The organism is Thiorhodovibrio winogradskyi, assembly GCF_036208045.1.
Classification (GTDB): domain Bacteria; phylum Pseudomonadota; class Gammaproteobacteria; order Chromatiales; family Chromatiaceae; genus Thiorhodovibrio; species Thiorhodovibrio winogradskyi.
This window is the reverse complement of the sequence record NZ_CP121472.1, coordinates 719,003-737,089: the sequence shown is the minus strand read 5'-3', so window position 1 is coordinate 737,089 and position 18,087 is coordinate 719,003. Positions and strand designations below refer to the sequence as shown.

Sequence of the window (18,087 nt, the reverse complement as noted above, 5' to 3'; positions counted from 1 at the left end):
AGCGATTCGGCCATGGGCATGGCCTTTTCGGTGATGTCACCGAACCCGGACTATCGGAATCTCATCGCTTTGCGCATGCTCTTCATTGAGTATAATACTCCTTTATGTGTTCTTTCATTTCAATTAGGCGCTGGCATGAGAGCGCTGACGCGAGGGGGTTCCCGCCATGTCCAATCCGCCATCCATTCTGGTTGTTGATGATCAGGTCGACAATCTCAAGCTGCTGTTCAATGCGCTAAAGCCCGATTATCGCGTGCGGGTGGCAAACTCAGGCGCCGAAGCCTTGGAGCTTTTGCACAGCTTCGAGGCGCCAGATCTGTTTCTGCTCGATATCATGATGCCGGAGATGGATGGCTATGCGCTGTGCCAGCGACTAAAAACCATCCCGGCGGCCAGCGAAACACCAGTCATTTTTCTCACAGCGCGTGACCGGCCCGAGGATGAGGAACGCGGGTTCGAGGTCGGCGCTGTGGATTATGTCACCAAGCCGGTGAATCCGCGCCTGGTGCGAGCACGCATCAAGGCGCAACTCGCGCTGGCCGTTCAGCTCAAGCAGGCACAGCGGGCGGTGCAAGCGAGCAACCGGCTGGTAGCGCGGGTGACGCGCGAACGCGACGACCAGCAAACCCAAAATGCCCTGTTGGCGCGCGAAATCGCCGAGCGCGAGCAGGCCGAGGCGGCCTTGCGGGAAAGCCAGGCGCGCTTCGCGCGGCTGACCTCCCAACTGGCCTACCGGCTGTTTTTCTTCACCAACGCGCCCGATGGCGAGCTGCTGTTCGTCACCGAGGGCTTTAAGCGGCTGCTCGGTGGCCTGACGCCCGAGGATGCCATTGGTCTGTCCTGGCGCAATCTGGCCAGCTGGTCGCCGGAGTCACTCGCCAATGTGATCGAGGAAAGCCGGCGCTGGCTCAGCCTGGGGCGCGAAAAAGCCCGCTTCGAGCTGTGTTTTCGCCACCCCGATGATGACTTGCGGCAGTTAGAAATCCACGCCTATCGGATTTTCGATCAAGAGCGCGAGCAGGAGCTGATCGAAGGCATCGCCCTTGATGTGACCGAACAGCGCGTCTTGGATGCGCGTTTGCGCACCTTGGCGCGGGCGGTGGAGCAGGCGCCGGTCACTATCACAGTGACGGATATTGCCGGCGACATTCTCTATGTCAATCCGCATTTCACCCGGCTCTCGGGTTACAGCCAGGATGAGGTCCGTGGCAAGAACTCTCGTCTGTTGAAGTCCGGCAAGCATGACAACGACTTCTACCGCGCGATGTGGGATACCCTGCTGCGCGGCGAAACCTGGCGCGGAGAGCTAATCAACAAAAACAAGCAAGGCCAGCTCTACTGGGTGGAGGCGGCCATTTCCCCGGTATTCGATGATCGCGGTGAGGTGCAAAACTATGTGGCGGTCAAGCAGGACATCAAAGACCGTAAGGAACTCGAACGCATCAAGGAGGATGTCGAGCGCATCATGCGCCATGATCTAAAAACACCGCTCAATGTGGTGATCAATGTGCCGGATCTCCTGTTGATGGACGACAGCCTGAGCGGTGAGTTGCGCGAGGATATCGAACTCATCCGCGAAGCCGGCGGACGCATGCTCGAGATGATCGAGCTGTCCCTGGATCTGTTCAAAATGGAGACAGGGCAACTCAATGTGAGTGCAAATCCCATCGATTTGATGCGCATCATCAAGGATGTCTATGCCTCGGTGGCGCAACCGCTCAAGCGCAAACAGCTCAATCTGACCCTGCACCAAAACGACCAACTCCTGCCGGTGGATATCGCGACCGAGGGTGAACGCCGCCCAGTCATGGTGCTCGCCGACGCCCGGCTATTGGGCTCCATGCTCGGCAACTTACTCACCAATGCCGTGGAGGCCTCGCCGCCCGGCGAGACCATTCATCTCGCGATCCAGGAGCATGACAGCGCCGAATTGGAGTTGTGCAACCGCGGCGCGGTACCGGCCGCGATGCGCCCATGTTTTTTCGAGAAATACCGCACCCATGGCAAGGCAAGCGGCACCGGTCTCGGCACCTATTCGGCCAAGCTGATGGCCGACACCATGGGATTTGAGCTGACAATGACCACCTCGGACGCGGAGGATCGCACCTGCCTACATCTGCGCATGCCGGCGGTGGCGACGGCTGAGTAAAGCGCAGTGCGGCGAGAGGACGCAGTCATGGAGATGATGCCGGCGATCCGCCATTTCTGGTTCGCGTGTCTGCTTCCCTTGCTGACCGGCCTGCTCTTGCTCCTCGGCAGTGGTCAGGCGCTGGCCGCGGGCGGCGCCGATGCCCTGGTCGGCAATCTGTTCGCGGCCAGCCAGGCGATCGCCCACGAGCGGCTGTTTCAACTGCGCGTCGCCGGCGAGACAGCTTACGAATATCAACTCGCCATGGGGGTGCGCCTGGATTGGCCCATCCTGAGCGGCATCCTGGAACGCGCCATCGCCGACATCCCCGCGGGCGAGCGCGAAGCCATTCAAAGTCGTTGGCTCGGCGCCCCGCCGAGCGCGCGCAGCGACTACCGGTTGCTCTGGCAAGCCATCTTGTTGGCCACCCTGATGATCGTGCTGATCCTGGCGTGGAATCTCAGCCTGGCGCGCCAAATCCAGCGCCGCCGCCGCGCCGAGCAGCGCCTCGCCCAGAGTGAGCAGCGTTATCGCGGCATGGTCGAATCGGCGCGCTCGGTCGTGCAGTTCTACGCGCTCGACGTACAGGGCGAGGTGATTGACGCCGGCGCCGGCTCACGCGAGCTGTTTGGCCGCGAGGAAGCGGAACTGGTGGGCATGAACTGGCGCGACATCGCCGCCTGGACGCCCGACACCCTGGAGCGCGGGCAGCGCGCCATCGCCACCTGCTGGCTTGGTCAGGCGCCCGGGCCGGTGGCGCTCAAGTACCAACTCGGTGAGGAGCCGCGCTATCTGCTGAGCTTTCCGCACCCAGTCAAGGATGAAAACAACCGCGTGCTGCGCATCGAGGGGCTCAATGTCAATCTCACCGAGCGCTTGCGACTTGAAGAAGAACTGCGGGAGATGGAAGACAACTTCCGCGGCCTGTTCGAGTTCTCCCCGCTGCCCACGTTGATTTCCAGCGGCGCCGACGAGCGCGTGCTCATGGTCAATCAGCGCTTCCGCGAGGTGCTCGGCTACGAGATCGATGACATTCCCGATATCGAGCACTGGTGGCTCAAGGCCTATCCGGAGCCAAGCTATCGTGCGCGGGTCAAGACGGAATGGCAACAAAAAATGCAGCGCGCCATGGCCGGCCAAAGCGCCCTCGAACCAGTGGAAGCCCGGATTCGCTGCGGCGATGGGCAAACCCGCATCTTCATCGGCCACGCGACCTCATTGCGCCAGCGCAATGTGGTGATGTTTGTCGATGTGACCGAACAGCGCGCCGCTCAGGAAAACGCCGAGGCCGCCAATCGCGCCAAAAGCGAATTTCTCGCCAACATGAGCCACGAAATTCGCACACCCATGAATGCCGTGCTTGGCATGCAGCATTTGTGTCTGGAAACCGAGCTCGACGAACGCCAGCGCCAGTATCTGACCAAGGCGCAAAATGCCGCCCAGGGGCTGCTCGGCCTGTTCAATGACATCCTTGATCTGTCCAAGATCGAAGCCGGGCAGTTGCATCTCGAGGCCCGGCCCTTCGCCTTGTCGCAGGTGTTCGATCAACTGCTCGATATCGTCGGCCGCCAGGCCGAGGACAAGGGCCTGGAATTCCTCCTCGATTGCGCGCCCGAGGTGCCCGATGCCCTGCATGGCGACGCCTTGCGCCTCGGGCAGGTGTTGCTCAATCTGGCCAACAACGCAGTGAAATTCACCGCGCAAGGCAGTGTTCGCATCGAGGCGCGGTTGCAGCAACGCCTGCCGGCGCAAGGCAGCGAGGCGCGGTTGCAGCAACGCCTGCCGGCGCAAGGCAGCGAGACGCGGGAGCGCGTGCAACTGGAATTTCGCGTGCGCGACACCGGCATCGGCTTGCGGGAAGAAGACATCGCCAAGCTATTTAAGCCCTTCCAGCAAGCCGACGGCTCCATCACCCGCCGCTATGGCGGCACCGGGCTGGGACTGTCGATCTGCAAACGTCTGGTGACCATGATGGGCGGCAGCATTGGCGTCGACAGTCGCCCGGGAGAAGGCAGCACCTTCTGGTTCACCGTCTGGAATCATGCCGTGCTGCCTGGGGAGGAGGTCGCCGAAGAGCAACCGCGGACCATGACCCAAGCGCCACCCGGCCTCGCCGGACGCCGGGTGCTGCTCGTCGAGGACAACCCGGTGAATCGCGAAGTCGCCCGCGCCATGCTTGAGCGCGCCGGCATCATGGTCACCGAGGCCGAGCACGGCGCCGAGGCCTTAGCACTGTTGCGCGAACAAGGATGCAAGGCATTCGACCTGGTGCTCATGGACGTACAAATGCCCGAACTCGACGGCCTCGAAGCCACCCGACGCATCCGCACGCTGCCCGACGGCGCCGATCTGCCCATCATCGGGCTCACCGCCCATGTACGCGATGAGGATATCCGCCGCACCCGGGAGGTGGACATGAACGCCCTTCTTGGTAAGCCGCTCGATGTGACGCGTCTGTATGGGGCGCTGGCCGAACAACTCGCCGTGACCCTGGATGGGCGCGCGGCCGACGCAGGCGAGCACCTGCTGGATGCCGCCGCCCTGCCAGCGATTCCCGGGCTCAACCCGGTCGCCCTGAAGACCGCACTTGGCCCTTCCTCATCGCTGTGGTCGAAGTTCCTCATGCTGTTCTCAGACAGTCACGCCACAAGTCTGGCGCGCATTGATGCCGCGCTGGCGCAAGGCGACTTCGTGATCGCAGAGCGCGAGGCGCACAGCCTCGCCAGCGCCGCCGCCAATTTGGGTTTGGTCGAGATTCGCACCGCCGGTCGGGCATTGGAAGACCTGCTCAGAGACCGTCCCCAAGCCAGCCCGGAAGCCAGTACAGCCATCGCCGCGGCACGCACCCAGCTCGCCGCGCGGTTGGAACCGGCCCTGACCGCCATCGCCGCCTGGCGCGACCGAGACACCGCGACACCCGCTCACGCCGCCTCTCCCATCGCCGTGGACCAAGCGCGGGTCGACGACTTGCTCGCGCGCCTGCACATTCTGACCCAAGCCTATGACCCCAGCGCCGAGGATCTCTGGCTTGCCGAGCATGGCCTGCTCCAAGCCGCGCTGGAGGCGGAAGCCTACCGTCGACTGCAGCGCCAAATCACCGGCTATCGCTTCGCCGATGCCACCAAGACACTGGCGCAAGTGCGCAAAAAACCTCCGCAAGACTCGTTGGACGCGTAGGGTGGATCAAGCGAAGCGGATCCACCAAAGCGGATCCACCAAACCAGGACAGAGAATGCCCGTCAAGACTTCAGCGCTTGCAACAGTCGCTTGAGGATGTCGCCGGCTTCCCCGAAACGATATTTGCCAAGCAGCCGCATGAGTTCCTGCATGTCGGCCCGCAGCGGTTCAGGCCAGTCCAGACTCTCGAGCGTCTTAAGGCTGGCATGACAGCGGGTGGCACGTCGCGCGCGGATGTCGGGGACCAGTGCCTCAAGGACTTGACGCAGCGCGTCTGGTGACTGGGGTGATGACGGGAGCGCCGGCGCGGCGGACTGACGCGACTGGCTGGGCGCGGTGTCCTTGGCGCGGCGCTCGGCAGCGGATCGCGGTTGGCGTCGTGCATCGACCAGGGCGCGCGCGAGTTCCGTGGGCAACAGGGGCAGATCAAGCACGGCGCTCAGACCAAGCAGTGTCTGGTCCGCCCGCAGGCGTTCGCGCTCGCGCGGGCGCGCAAGCATGAAAATAGCGGGGCGCTTGGCGTCCGGCCGGTCGCGCAATTGCTGACACAGTTCGGCGCCGGCGGGATCGCCTGGCCGCCCCTCCCCGCCAGGCCATGAACAGAGGACGAAGTCGAAGGCTCGTCCACGCGCGGCGGCAGTCGCGAGGATGGCCAGCGCCTCGCGCCCGCTGCTCGCGCTACCAGCCAGAACCTGCATGGCGTCGAGCATCCGCCCCAGGGCAAAAACGAGTTCGGGCGTGGCCGCGATGATGAGCGCGCGTTGCTGTCGCACCCGCGGCGGCAGTGACCAGGGCGAAGCGTCCTGCCGCGGCGGCGGCGCGAAGCTGAGGCTGACCCAAAAAGTACTGCCCGCGCCCGGCTGGCTTTCAAGCCTGATCTCCCCACCCATGAGGCTGACCAATCGGGCGCTCTTGGCCAGCCCCGGACTCGGATCCGGATTCGGATCCGGACCCAGACCCGGATCAAGACCCAGGCCGCTGCCCTGCTTGCGGGTGCCGGCGCCGTCAGCCCGGGAGAACGACTGAAGCAACTGCTGCTGCCGCGCCGCGCTTATACCACATCCTGTGTCCTCTATAGCAAAGCGCAGCGGTATGCGCTGTGCATCGGCTTGCACTAAAGGATCACGGCCGACACGTAGACGAATTGTACCCGTCTCGGTGAATTTGATCGCATTGTCGAGCAGATGCGTCAGCACGTGCCCAAGGCGGTTGGCGTCGCCAAGCAACCCTTGGGGGACATCCGGATCGATGTGGAACAGGAGCGCGAGATCCTTGTCGTCGGCCCGCGTTGCGAGCGACTCGCGCAAGGACCGGAGCAGATCCTCGAGATCGAAGGGATGCTGACGCTGCTCAAGCTGCTCGCTGTGCAAGGCAAGGTCACGCTTGGCGGCGGCCAAGTCGCGCTCGTTTGCTTCGGTGCGATCAAGCAGGGTATTGAAGTGGCTGCCTAGGCGGCCGAACTCATCCCGGGTTTCAAGCGGCTCGCGCCCGCTGGCATCCTGATCGGCCTGGATGCGGCGCGCGAGCAGCGCGTCGAGCGGACGCAGCAGCCACCGCTGCCATAGCAAGGCGAGCGGGAGAGCAACCAGCGTGGCGATGACCAGGATGCCAGCGGCGATCAGCAGGAAACGGCGCCACAGGCGGTTGAAGTCACCCAGGCTGGCGCGAATCACCACTTGCCCCAAACGCTCGCCATCAAGCGCGATGGGCGCGCCGATAAGCAGCTCTCCCCCGGCGAAGTCGGGCCGCCTGGACGGCAGGCGCGCCGGCAGCGGATGCACTGACTGATCGGGTGCGTCATAGCGGGCGAAGTCGCTGCCATCCGGCGTGCGGATCAGCGCCGTGGTCACCGCCGGCTTGGCCGCCACCGCGGCCAGGCTCGCGCGCGCCACCTCGGGGTCGTTGAACAAGAGCGCGGTGGCGCTGCGCTCGGCAATCCAGCGCGCGGCGCTGTCGAGATCCCGCACCATCACCTGTTCGACACGAAACCGCTCATAAATAACCAGGCCAAGCCCGGCCAACAACAGCATGATCAGGCTGCTGAGCAGGATGGCCAGCGTGAGCCGGGTGCGGAAGCGGGCGAGCTGGGAAGGGGTGAGCATTAGTCGGCTAAACCCTCGCGCAAACGCTCAAGCAACGCCAGCGCCTGCTGGTATTGATAGCGCGCGAGCAGACGCTCAAATTCTTGCGCCTCGGCCGCCAGCGGCTCAGGCCAGTGCAGGGATTGCAGCTTGCGCAGGCCGGCGCGACAGCGGGTGGCGCGGCGCGCCCTGATCTCCGGCGCCAAGTCGTCGAGCACGGCCATCAGGCCGGCGCCTGTCGTTTCCGCGCGGACGTGCGGATCCGGTGCGGGTTTGTCAGGCGTGGGTTGGTCAGGCGTGGGTTGGTCAGGCGTGAGATGGTCCGGCGCAAGATTGAACCAGGCTGTGAACCAGAAGGTACTGCCCTGCCCAGGCTGACTGTCCACGCCCATGGTGCCATCCATGAGTTCGATCAAGCGCTTGGCGATGGTCAGCCCCAAACCGGTACCACCATGGCGCCGGGTAGTGGACCCATCGGCCTGGGAGAAGGCCTGGAACACCTTGGCCTGATCGGCTTCGCTCAGGCCAATACCGGTATCACGCACGGCGACATGCAACCGCGCCCGGGTTTGATCCATCGCATCAAGATGCACGCGGATCAGCACCTCGCCGGCGTCGGTGAACTTGACCGCGTTACCAGCGAGGTGGAACAGCATCTGATGCAAGCGCCGCGGGTCGCCCACCAGGGTCGGCGGTACCTCGGGTGCGACCTCAATGCGCAACGCCAGGCCCTTGGCATCGGCATCGGGCAGCAGGATCTCGCGCACCTGGGCGAGCACGGCCTTTGGCTGAAAGTGGCTCGCTTCCAGATCCAGGCGCCCGGTCTCGATGCGGGAGAAATCCAGAATATCGTCGATCAGCCGCATCAGCGCGCGCCCGGCGTTCTCGATTCTGGACAAATAATCCCGCTGCTGGGGGACAGCTTCAGTGTGCCGCAGCAGATGCGCCATGCCGAGAATAATGTTCATCGGCGTGCGAATCTCATGGCTTATATTGGCGAGAAACTCGGACTTGGCGCGGATGGCCTCCTCGGCCTGGCGTTGCGCCTCCTTCAGTGCGCTGATGTCGACAATCAGGCCGATGAGCCCGCCACGGCGCCCATCCGACAGTGCAAAGCCCGCCACCCAATAGAGCACATCGTGCTCTCCGCCATCGGCAAGCCGCATGCGCAACTCGTGATGGCGCAGGCCAGCCTCGGCGATGACGGCGGTGTCCTCGGCCTGATAGGCAAGGCGCGCCGCGAGTGGCAAATAGGGCAGGTCCATGACCGTCTTGCCGCGCATGAAGGCGCGCGTGGTGCCGAAGGCCTGCTCGTAGGCACGGTTGCAGCCGATGAAGCGCGCCTTGGCATCCTTGATGAATATCGGGTTGGGGATGGTGTCGATCAGGGCCTCCTGCAGGCGCAGTTGATCCTGCAGGGCGCGCTCGTAGCGGCGCGTCTCGGTCACATCCACGAAGCTCGCCACCAGGGACTCGCCGGCCTGGCGCTGGGAGATCAGAACGCTTTTTTCGCTGCCATCCTTGCAGGTGATGCAATATTCGCGTGGGGCAACATCCTGCTTGCCGGGGCCGGCCGCCGCGATCGCCGCGCTCCAGTCGGCCATGGTCGCGGCGCGATAGGCCGGGTCCGGATAGACCTTCACCCACCAGTCGTCGATATGCTTGAGATCGGCGAGGGTCCAACCAAAAGTCTCTGTGAACTTGGCATTGAGACCGATGATCTCGCCGCTCGTGATCATTTCGGCATGGGGGATGGTGGCCGCCTCGAACAGGGCGCGAAAGCGCCGCTCGCTGGCGGCCAGTTCGGTCTCGGCGCGCTTGCGCTCGGTGATGTCCTCCTTGACCGCGCAGAAATGGGTAATCACGCCCTGGTCGTCGAAAATCGGGCTGATCGCCGCCTGTTCCCAGAAAATATCCCCGTTCTTGCGCTTGTTGGCCAACTCCCCGCGCCATACCTCGCCGCCGCGAATGCGCTCCCAGAGTTCGCGATAGAGCTCTGCGTCCTGCAGGCCAGAGTTGAGAATGCTGGGATTGCGGCCCAGCACCTCCTCGGTGCCGTAGCCGGTCACGGCACAGAAGGCGGGATTGACGTACTCAATGCGCCCCTCGGTATCGGTGATCAGCACCGCGCTGGGGCTTTGTTCGATCACCCGCGAGTATTTGCGCAGTTCATGCTCAACGTGGTCGCGAGGGTCAAACGCGGTCGCGGGCTGGGGGTGACAGGGCGACATTCGCATTGTGTCAGTGAGTCAGGCGACTAGCGCGCCAATGCCAGCAAAGCGTCCAAATCCAGGTTGGCTTCGATGTGGTCGGCCAATTCGTCAAGCGCGGCTTCGGTGCGGGCGATGAAATCCAGCGCCGAGGCCTGGGCGCCGACTTGCCCGAGCCAGTGGGCGCGAAAGGCATCGCTGGAGAAAATGCCGTGCAAATAGCCGCCCATGACGCGCCCATTGGCGGAGATGCAGCCCTCGGCACGGCCACGCGCGATGCCCTGCCCGGCGCCTTTTCCAGGGTCGCTGGCGGAGTGGCTGGCGGAGTCGCCGCCCGGCTCGGCCAGCCGTAGCCAGGGCCGCGCCAGTGCCGGGCCGGTGGTGCGGCCCATGTGCATTTCGTAGCCGCTGATCGGGCAGCCGCTGGTGAGTTCTGTGGTGGCGATGTCGAGCAGGCGTTTTTCAGCACCGATCTCGGTGACCATGTCGAGCAGGCCAAGGCCCGGTGTATCGCCGGGCTCGCCTTCGATGCCCAGGGGATCGCGTACCTGGGTGCCGAGCATCTGAAAGCCCGCGCACAAACCGAGCACCCGACCGCCGCGGCGCACGTGGGCAAGAATGTCGATATCCCAACCTTCGCGGCGCAAGGTGTCGAGGTCAGCGCGGGTGGCTTTGGAGCCGGGCAGGATGACGACATCGGTATCGGCCGGTAGCGGCTGGCCGGATTGCAGCCAGCGCAAGTCAACCGCCGGCTCGGCGGCAAGCGGGTCAAGATCATCGAAATTGGCCACCCGCGACAGCCGCGGCACGGCGATCTTGAGCGCCCCGGCACCCGACCAATCCTGTTCCGCCGGCCGCTCCAGCGCCAAGGAATCCTCGGCTGGCAGTCGCGCGGCACCCTCGAACCAGCGCAGCACGCCAAGAAAGGGCCAGCCGGTGTGAGCGGTAATGGTCGCGCAGGCCGGCTCGAACAGCGAAAAATCACCGCGAAACTTGTTGACCATGTAGCCAACCACCCGCTCGCGGTCGGCTTGATCGAGCAGCAGCCAGGTGCCGACCAGGGAGGCCATGGTGCCGCCCTTGTCGAGATCTCCCACCACCACCACGGGCACTTGCGCCTGCTCGGCAAAGTGCATATTGGTGATGTCGCAGTGGCGCAGATAGATCTCCGCGCCACTGCCGGCGCCCTCGACCAGCACCAGATCGGCTTCGGCGCACAGACGCTCGAAGGAATCCAACACCGCCGGCATCAGCCCCTGGCGCATTTCGTGATACACCCGTGCCGGACAGTTGCCGAGTACCCGCCCGCGCAGCACCACCTGGGAGCCGATATTGGTCTGGGGTTTCAGCAATACAGGGTTCATGTGAATGGATGGCGCCACCCCACAGGCACGCGCCTGCAGCGCCTGGGCGCGACCAATCTCACCACGCGGGCGCTCGCCATCCGGACCGGGCGGCGCGTCGCTGTCCTCGGTTACAGCGGCATTGTTGCTCATGTTTTGCGCCTTGAAGGGGCGCACAACCAGCCCGCGTCGCTGGTAAGCCCGGCACAGCCCGGCTACCAGCAGACTCTTGCCGACATCCGAGGCCGTGCCCTGGATCATCAGCGCACGCGCTCGGCGCGGGCCATGGATGGCAAGCGGTGGCAAGTCCAACGTCATTGCAGGAAATTGATGAGAATGATCGGTTAGTGGGGATTTCATAGGCGTTCGATCGCCATCAGAGCTATCTGGAGCATGCACTTAATACAAATCCCCTTTATCTTTCAGTAATTTGAAATATTTTCCGCCGCCAATTTGATGTCCCGGTTATCAGTGGATACACCATAATGGCACAACATGAAGCGGCTTGAAGCCGCTTATACACCAAATTAGAAACCCAGACACCCACATTTGGAATTGCTGCCGCGATCCATGGCCAACTCCACAATACTGGCATCACCCCACTAAGCCGTTGCCGTGCGAATCCACTCCACCCGCTTGCGCATGACGCCATAGTAGACCACCGGGATAACCATGAGGGTTAGGAGGGTGGAGACAAAAAGACCGAACAACAAGGACACGGCCAGCCCGGAGAAGATCGGATCGCCGAGCAGGAACATGGCGCCGGCCATGGCCGAGATGGCGGTCAGCGCGATTGGCTTGGCTCGCACCACGGCGGAGTGAATGACGGCGTCCTCGAAGGCCATGCCCTGGCGCACCGAGAGGTTGATGAAGTCCACCAACAGGATGGAATTGCGCACGATGATGCCAGCCAGGGCGATCATGCCGATCATGCTGGTGGCGGAGAACTGGGCACCGAGCAGCGCATGGCCGGGCATGATGCCAATAATGGTGAGCGGAATGGGCGCCATGATCACCAGGGGCACCACATAACTGCGAAACTGCGCCACCACCAGCAGATAAATCAGCACCAGCCCGACGCCATAGGCAAGCCCCATGTCGCGGAAGGTCTCATAGGTGATCTGCCATTCGCCATCCCATTTAATGCTGAATTCATAGGGATTCTCCGGCGCCCGGGTAAACCATTGGGTCAGCCCAAGGCTGTCGGTCAGGGTACTGGCGAGGGCGAACATGCCATACAGTGGGCTATCGGTGCGCCCGGCCATGTCGGCGGTGACATAGACCACGGGTAGCAGATCTTTGTGGTAGACGCTGCTGGAGCGCTCCGTGTCCAGCACCTCGACAATTTCCGACAGGGGCACCAGGTGGCCGTCCTGGGAGCGCACCCGTAGCGAGAGCACCTGGTCGATGTCGGCCTTGTCGGCCTCGGAATACTCGACCCGGATGGGCACGGCGTATTTCACATTGGCCCCGTGCAGAAAGCTCATATCCTCGCCACTGAGCACGGTTGACAGCGCCTCGGCGATACTGCTTTGGGCCACTCCAAGGCGCGCGGCCTTGGCGCGGTCCACCACCAGGATCAGCTTTTCGGCGGGATATTCGACCGAGTCATCAATGTCGACGATATCGGCCGTGTCGGCGAATTGCGCCCGCACCTGTTTGGCGATGGCAATCTGGCCCTGGTAGTCCAGGCCGTAGACCTCGGCCACCAGAGGGGCCAGCACTGGGGGGCCGGGTGGAATTTCGACAATCTTGGCATTGCCGTCGAAGCCTCGGGCAATCTCTTGCAGCGGTCCGCGCACCGCCAGCGCAACCTGGTGACTGGCACGCTTGCGCCGCGCCTTGTCGGTGAGGTTCACCTGCAGGTCGCCCAGGTGCGCGCCCTCGCGCAGATAATACTGGCGCACCAAACCGTTAAAGTTAATGGGCGCCGCCGTGCCGGCATAGGCCTGGTAGTCGGTCACCTCGGGCACGGTTTCCAAATACTCGCCCATGGCCGCGAGCACCCGCGCAGTCTGTTCCAGACTGGTACCCTCGGGCATGTCGAGCACCACCTGAAATTCGCTCTTGTTATCGAAGGGGAGCATTTTCAGGATCACCGCCTGGGACACCACCAGCGACAGCGACAGTCCAATCAGCAGCAGAATGCCACCGAGCAACAGCCAGCGATTGCGCTGGCCCTTGCCGCCGGCCAAGAAGGGCCGGATCAAGCGCTCGAACAGCCACTGCGGGACGCCCGGCGCTGTCTTCTCCTGAACCGGCTCAAAACCCTGTTGGCCGCTCGCCGGCGCGGCGGCCACATGAGCGAATTTGGGCGCCAGCACTTTGTAGGTTAGCCAGGGTGTGAACACAAAGGCCACCACCTGCGAAATCAGCATGCCGATGGACGCATTAATGGGAATGGGTGTCATGTAGGGCCCCATCAGACCGCTGACAAAGGCCATGGGCAGCAGGGCCGCGATCACCGTGAAGGTGGCGAGAATAGTGGGATTGCCGACCTCGTCGACCGCCCGCGGAATGGCCTCGAGCAGCTTCTTGCCGCCCATGGCCAGATGCCGGTGAATGTTTTCCACCACCACGATGGCATCATCGACCAGAATGCCGATGGAAAAAATCAGCGCGAACAGTGACACCCGGTTGAGCGTGAAGCCCACGGCCCAGGAGGCAAAGAGCGTCATGGACAGGGTCACGACAACCGCCGCACCGACGATCAGACCCTCGCGCCAGCCCAACGACAGCATCACCAGGGCCACAACCGAGATAGTGGCGAAAATCAGCTCCTGGATCAGGCGGCTGGCCTTGGCATCGGCGGTGGCGCCATAGTCGCGGGTCATCAGCACCTCGACGCCTTCGGGGATGAAAGTCCCCTGCAGCTGATCGAAGCGCTCGGCGACAGCCTCGGCGATATCCACCGCATTGGTGCCAGCCTGTTTCGCCAGGGCGATGGTCACCGCCGGGGTGGTGCCGGCCAGGTCCAGATCGCGGCTGGCGGCATCCGGCCCGGCGCCGAGGGTAACGTAAGTCTCGGGAAAGGCCGGACCGCGCGTGACCTGGGCGACATCGCGCAGATACACCGGGCGCCCCTCATGCAGTCCCACCACCAGATCGGCGATTTGCTCCGGGGAGGTCAGAAAGGTCCCGGCCTGAACCGCGATCTCGCGGTTATCGGCGGTGATCTCGATATCGTCGCGGATTAAGTTATTGGCCTGAAGCGCGCGGCGCAGGTCGCTTAAGTCAATGCCAAAGCCGGCCAGCGCCTGTGGGTCGAGCAACACATGGACGATTTGATCGGGCGCCCCCAGGGTGTAAATATCGCGGGTGCCGGGCACGCGCTTGAGTTCCTGTTCAATCGCATGCGCGACCTGGCCGAGTTCAAAAGCGCCAATGTCTGGATTGCGCGACCACAGGGTCGCGGTCACGATGGGCACGTCATCGATGCCCTTGGGCTTAACGATAGGCTGGCCGACACCAAGATTCGCTGGCAGCCAGTCCTCGTTGGCGAACACCTTGCTGAACAGACGCACGATGGCCTGGGTGCGGTCCTCGCCCACTTTGAACTGCACCGTCACCACCGCCATGCCGGGGCGCGAGACCGAATAGACGTGCTTGATGCCCTTAATCTCCGAGAGCACCTGCTCGGCCGGTCCCGCCACCAGATGTTCCACCTCGGTGGCCGAGGCGCCAGGAAAGGGGATAAACACATCCGCGAAGGTCACGTTGATCTGCGGCTCTTCCTCGCGCGGGGTCACCAAGATGGCGAACAGCCCTAGCAGCAGGCCCACCAGTGCCAGCAGTGGGGTGATTTCGGTATTCTGAAAGCGGGCGGCAATGCGCCCCGAGAAACCCAGAGGGGTGGACTCAGCCATGATCCCGATCTCCGCCTTGGTTCCGATCTGCAATCCCAGCACGGGGCCCAGCGCGGGTTTCGGCGCGCACGGCGGCCTGTTCCTTCAAGGCCACGCCGGCGGCGATGGGATCAAGCGCCACCCGCTCCCCCTCGCTCAGGCCAGAAAGCACCCGCAGCGAGCCATTGAGCCGGCGTCCGACGCGAATCAGCCGGAAGCCGATGCGCCCGTCCTCGGCCACCACATAGGCGCCGGTGACCTCCGAGCGGTACACCACCGCCTCGGCGGGAATGGTCAGTTCGCGCGCCTCGCCGGTGACAAAGACCGTTTTCACGAACATGCCAGGGAAGAGCCCAGGATTGTCGCCAGCCAGCGCCACCCGCACCTCGAAGCTGTTGGAGCCGGTCTCGGCGAAGGGAAATACCGTGATGGTACCGGTCTCCACCGGCTCGCCGTCGTGCGCGAACACCCGCACCGCGCCCTGCGCGCGCACCGCCGGAATCACGCTCTGGGGCACATCCACGCTCACTCGCAGCTTCTCGAGCGACACCCCGCTCATCACCGCCTTGCCGGGGCTGGCCATCTCGCCGACCTCGACGAAGCGCTCGGTGACAATGCCTGAATAAGGCGCGCGGATCAGGGTGTAGTCGAGCTGTTCCTGCGCCTGTTCCAGCGCTGCTTGGCTGGCCTCGAGCCTGGCCTCGGCACTTTTCAGCTCGGCGGCGGCCTTGTCCATCTCTGAGTCGGACGCGGTTTTTTTCTTGAACAGCCCCTCGACACGCCGATGCTCCTCGCGTGCCTGCTCCAGCTGAGCGACGGCGGCTTTCATCTCCGCCGCCGCCTGGGCGACCCGGGTGCGGTGCTCGGTGTCGCGCAGCCGCGCGATGATCGCGCCACGCTCAACGAAATCGTCCACGTCGTAGAGAATGTCCTCCACCAGCCCCTGGGTCTGGGCCGAGACGGTGGTCCGGTTGACCGCCTCCACCACGCCATCGAGACGGTATTCCCGCTCGACCTGACGGTAGGTCACGGGGGCGGTATCGAGTTCGATGCCTTGCGCATGGGCGCGGCCTTCCTCATCACTGGCGAGCACGACACCCGCCAGAGCGGTCAGCGCCAGCGCGCCGACTCCATAAGTCAGGCCCCGGTGAAAAAGAGTCTTGACAATGTGCATGATAGCCTGCCTGTTGGAACATTAGATTTTTCTAATATATGGCGATATCCAGTCTCATTCAAGGCGTTATCCGCTGCCCCGCGGCACTATACGTCAGGCCCAGATGCCATCGTGCGGCTCGCTGCGATTGCTCGAGAGCAGGCGCTCGAAACGCGCCGGATCGGTCTTGGCCAAGACCACATACTCATCGAGCAGTCGCGCCCAGTCCGGTCCGCCATGGGTGCGAAACCGCGCCAGGGCCACCAGCAGCAGTTTGGCCGCCGCGCGCAACTCGCGCTGGTCGCCGTCGCCATAATGCGCGACCAACTCGAGATACAGCGCCTCGACGCGCTCCAGGGGCGAGGCAGCCGGTGATGTCGGTGATGACGAATTGGATGTGTGTGGTGGCAGGCGCGAAGAGTTCATGGGCGGAGGGTCTCTCTTATAATTAGGGGAATGTGATAGGGATCAGTCCCGAGAAACCGAGGGCGCGGCCGGTTTCCGAGGCGGTCAGAGCTGGGCGGACACAGACATCATAACGAGAGTCTGACCCCAAGCGCATCCAGCGCGTGAACCTACTCCTTGAATTCACTTTTAACGCGAAAAATCAGCGCCCAGGGTGGTTCATGAACTATGCTCTCAATTGATGGCCGCCTGTTACACTGGCAGCCGTCCAGCATCTTCCCCAGCGATTCATCCATCATCCAATGCCTTCAGTCATTGCCGCATCCCGCTTAAAGCCTGCCCGCTCCGAGCCAGGCTTCTCCCGCCAGACGCTGGTTGAGCAGCTGCGCACCTGGGAGTCCATTGTCAGCCGCTTGCCCGAGGCGGTCTGCATCACCGACCACCTTGGCGTGATTGAGTATGTCAACGCCGCTTTTGAGCAACTCTTTGGCCACCCGGCAGCCGACCTCCTTGGCGACAGCCTAGACAGCCTGGCACTGCTGGATCTACCCAATGGCAAGGACGGCTCCGGGCTGCCTGGATTCGATTACCTTGGCAGTTTGCCACAGTGTGACACGACCGAGAGTTGGCAGGGTGAGGTGGTCGCTCGGCATCGAGACGGTCAGGCTCTTCCGGTACGCGTCAGCACCCTGCCCCGGCGCGCCGGAGCCGGAGCCGGACCCGGAGCCGGTCGCGCGCAAGGCCATGTGAGCATCTTTGTCGACATCAGCGAGACCAAGCGCCGCGAGCGCCAACTCGATGAAATTATTCATCGCAACCCAGATGCCATCCTGATCACCGACGACAGCGGCCGCGTGCGCTTCGCCAATCCCGCAGCGCAACGTCTGCTTGCGCGCGACGAACGCGAACTCGAGAACTTCCCGCTCGGGCTCACTTCCCAAAGCAGCTGCGGCGAAATCGACGTACATCGATCCACGGGCGAACTGGTGCCGGTGGAACTGCATGCAATGGAAACCACCTGGGAGAACCAGCGCGCCCATGTGCTCACGCTGCGTGACCTGACCGACCGCCACCTGGCCGAACAGGAAAAGCGCGCCAGCGCAGAGCGCATCCGCACCGCCCTGGTGCAAACCATCGAGGCCATCTCGCGCACGGTCGAGACGCGTGATCCCTACACCGCCGGTCATCAGCGCCGCGTCGCCACCCTGGGGCGCGAGATGGCACTGGCGATGGGACTGGATCAGGATATCGTCGATGGCGTCTACATGGGCGGCACCATTCACGATATCGGCAAGCTCTATATCCCGGCGGAAATCCTCAACCGGCCGGGCAAACTCAACGATGCTGAGTTCATGCTGATTAAAACCCACTGCGCGGTCGGGCGCGACATCATCGGCGGCATCGACTTTCCCTGGCCGCTGGCGGAAATGATCCATCAGCACCACGAGCGAATCGACGGCAGCGGCTACCCGCGCGGACTCCAGGGCGAGGACATTCTGCTGCAGGCACGCATCCTGTCCGTCGCTGACGTGGTGGATGCCATGAGCTCCCGCCGTCCCTATCGCGAAGCCCTCGGGCTTGACGCCGCCCTTAAAGAGATCGCCCGCGGCGCGGGCAGCTGCTACGACCCGGACGCCGCGGCCATCTGCATCCAGCTGTTTCAGCGCCAGGGCCTGCGCCTTGAGGACCTGGAACCAGCCAACTGAGTCGCGCGCAAAGCGCACAAGGCGCAAGCCACTCAGACC

At 63.6% G+C, this 18,087-nt stretch carries 9 protein-coding genes; 3 read left to right on the top strand and 6 right to left on the bottom strand.

All coding sequences use genetic code 11. From position 1 onward, the window contains the following. The first annotated feature begins 166 nt into the window (after nt 1–166). Both Thiowin_RS03375 and Thiowin_RS03370 read left to right on the top strand, forming a co-directional pair. The gene (locus Thiowin_RS03375) at nt 167–2,149 is read left to right on the top strand and encodes a hybrid sensor histidine kinase/response regulator (RefSeq protein WP_328986333.1); all 1,983 of its coding nucleotides are present in this window, start codon (nt 167–169) and stop codon (nt 2,147–2,149) included. A gap of 33 nt (nt 2,150–2,182) precedes the next feature. Further along, nucleotides 2,183–5,305 carry an ATP-binding protein gene (locus tag Thiowin_RS03370; RefSeq protein WP_328986332.1) on the top strand — a complete coding sequence of 1,041 codons (3,123 nt, stop codon included), beginning with the start codon at nt 2,183–2,185 and terminating at the stop codon, nt 5,303–5,305. A 62-nt stretch (nt 5,306–5,367) separates the two neighbouring features. Here Thiowin_RS03370 and Thiowin_RS03365 read toward each other — a convergent pair whose 3' ends face one another. From Thiowin_RS03365 to Thiowin_RS03340, 6 genes are all read right to left on the bottom strand, one after another. Continuing rightward, nucleotides 5,368–7,407 carry an ATP-binding protein gene (locus tag Thiowin_RS03365; RefSeq protein WP_328986331.1) on the bottom strand — a complete coding sequence of 680 codons (2,040 nt, stop codon included), beginning with the start codon at nt 7,405–7,407 and terminating at the stop codon, nt 5,368–5,370. Continuing rightward, nucleotides 7,407–9,617, bottom strand: coding sequence for a PAS domain S-box protein (locus Thiowin_RS03360; RefSeq protein WP_328986330.1), 2,211 nt, complete (start codon nt 9,615–9,617; stop codon nt 7,407–7,409). Before Thiowin_RS03360 ends, Thiowin_RS03365 begins: the two co-directional genes overlap by 1 nt. A gap of 26 nt (nt 9,618–9,643) precedes the next feature. Beyond that, entirely contained in the window at nt 9,644–11,299 is a 1,656-nt protein-coding gene (locus Thiowin_RS03355) for a cobyric acid synthase (RefSeq protein ID WP_328986329.1), read from the bottom strand. A 242-nt stretch (nt 11,300–11,541) separates the two neighbouring features. Further along, nucleotides 11,542–14,805 carry an efflux RND transporter permease subunit gene (locus Thiowin_RS03350; protein WP_328986328.1) on the bottom strand — a complete coding sequence of 1,088 codons (3,264 nt, stop codon included), beginning with the start codon at nt 14,803–14,805 and terminating at the stop codon, nt 11,542–11,544. Beyond that, entirely contained in the window at nt 14,798–15,958 is a 1,161-nt protein-coding gene (locus Thiowin_RS03345) for an efflux RND transporter periplasmic adaptor subunit (RefSeq protein ID WP_328986327.1), read from the bottom strand. The genes Thiowin_RS03350 and Thiowin_RS03345 overlap by 8 nt, the downstream gene beginning before the upstream one ends. A gap of 93 nt (nt 15,959–16,051) precedes the next feature. Next, nucleotides 16,052–16,363, bottom strand: coding sequence for a hypothetical protein (locus Thiowin_RS03340; protein WP_328986326.1), 312 nt, complete (start codon nt 16,361–16,363; stop codon nt 16,052–16,054). A 281-nt stretch (nt 16,364–16,644) separates the two neighbouring features. Here Thiowin_RS03340 and Thiowin_RS03335 point away from each other — a divergent pair, with 281 nt between their 5' ends. After that, a complete protein-coding gene (locus Thiowin_RS03335) occupies nt 16,645–18,048 on the top strand; it encodes an HD domain-containing phosphohydrolase (protein WP_328986325.1) in 1,404 nt (467 codons plus the stop codon). Nucleotides 18,049–18,087: the final 39 nt, after the last annotated feature.

What these genes read in the sequence shown, in the direction of transcription:
- Thiowin_RS03340 (WP_328986326.1), bottom strand. Translation starts at nt 16,363, where the DNA reads ATGAACTCTTCGCGCCTGCCACCACACACATCCAATTCGTCATCACCG.
- Thiowin_RS03350 (WP_328986328.1), bottom strand. Translation starts at nt 14,805, where the DNA reads ATGGCTGAGTCCACCCCTCTGGGTTTCTCGGGGCGCATTGCCGCCCGC.
- Thiowin_RS03335 (WP_328986325.1), top strand. Translation starts at nt 16,645, where the DNA reads ATGCCTTCAGTCATTGCCGCATCCCGCTTAAAGCCTGCCCGCTCCGAG.
- Thiowin_RS03345 (WP_328986327.1), bottom strand. Translation starts at nt 15,958, where the DNA reads ATGCACATTGTCAAGACTCTTTTTCACCGGGGCCTGACTTATGGAGTC.
- Thiowin_RS03375 (WP_328986333.1), top strand. Translation starts at nt 167, where the DNA reads ATGTCCAATCCGCCATCCATTCTGGTTGTTGATGATCAGGTCGACAAT.
- Thiowin_RS03365 (WP_328986331.1), bottom strand. Translation starts at nt 7,407, where the DNA reads ATGCTCACCCCTTCCCAGCTCGCCCGCTTCCGCACCCGGCTCACGCTG.
- Thiowin_RS03370 (WP_328986332.1), top strand. Translation starts at nt 2,183, where the DNA reads ATGATGCCGGCGATCCGCCATTTCTGGTTCGCGTGTCTGCTTCCCTTG.
- Thiowin_RS03355 (WP_328986329.1), bottom strand. Translation starts at nt 11,299, where the DNA reads ATGAAATCCCCACTAACCGATCATTCTCATCAATTTCCTGCAATGACG.
- Thiowin_RS03360 (WP_328986330.1), bottom strand. Translation starts at nt 9,617, where the DNA reads ATGTCGCCCTGTCACCCCCAGCCCGCGACCGCGTTTGACCCTCGCGAC.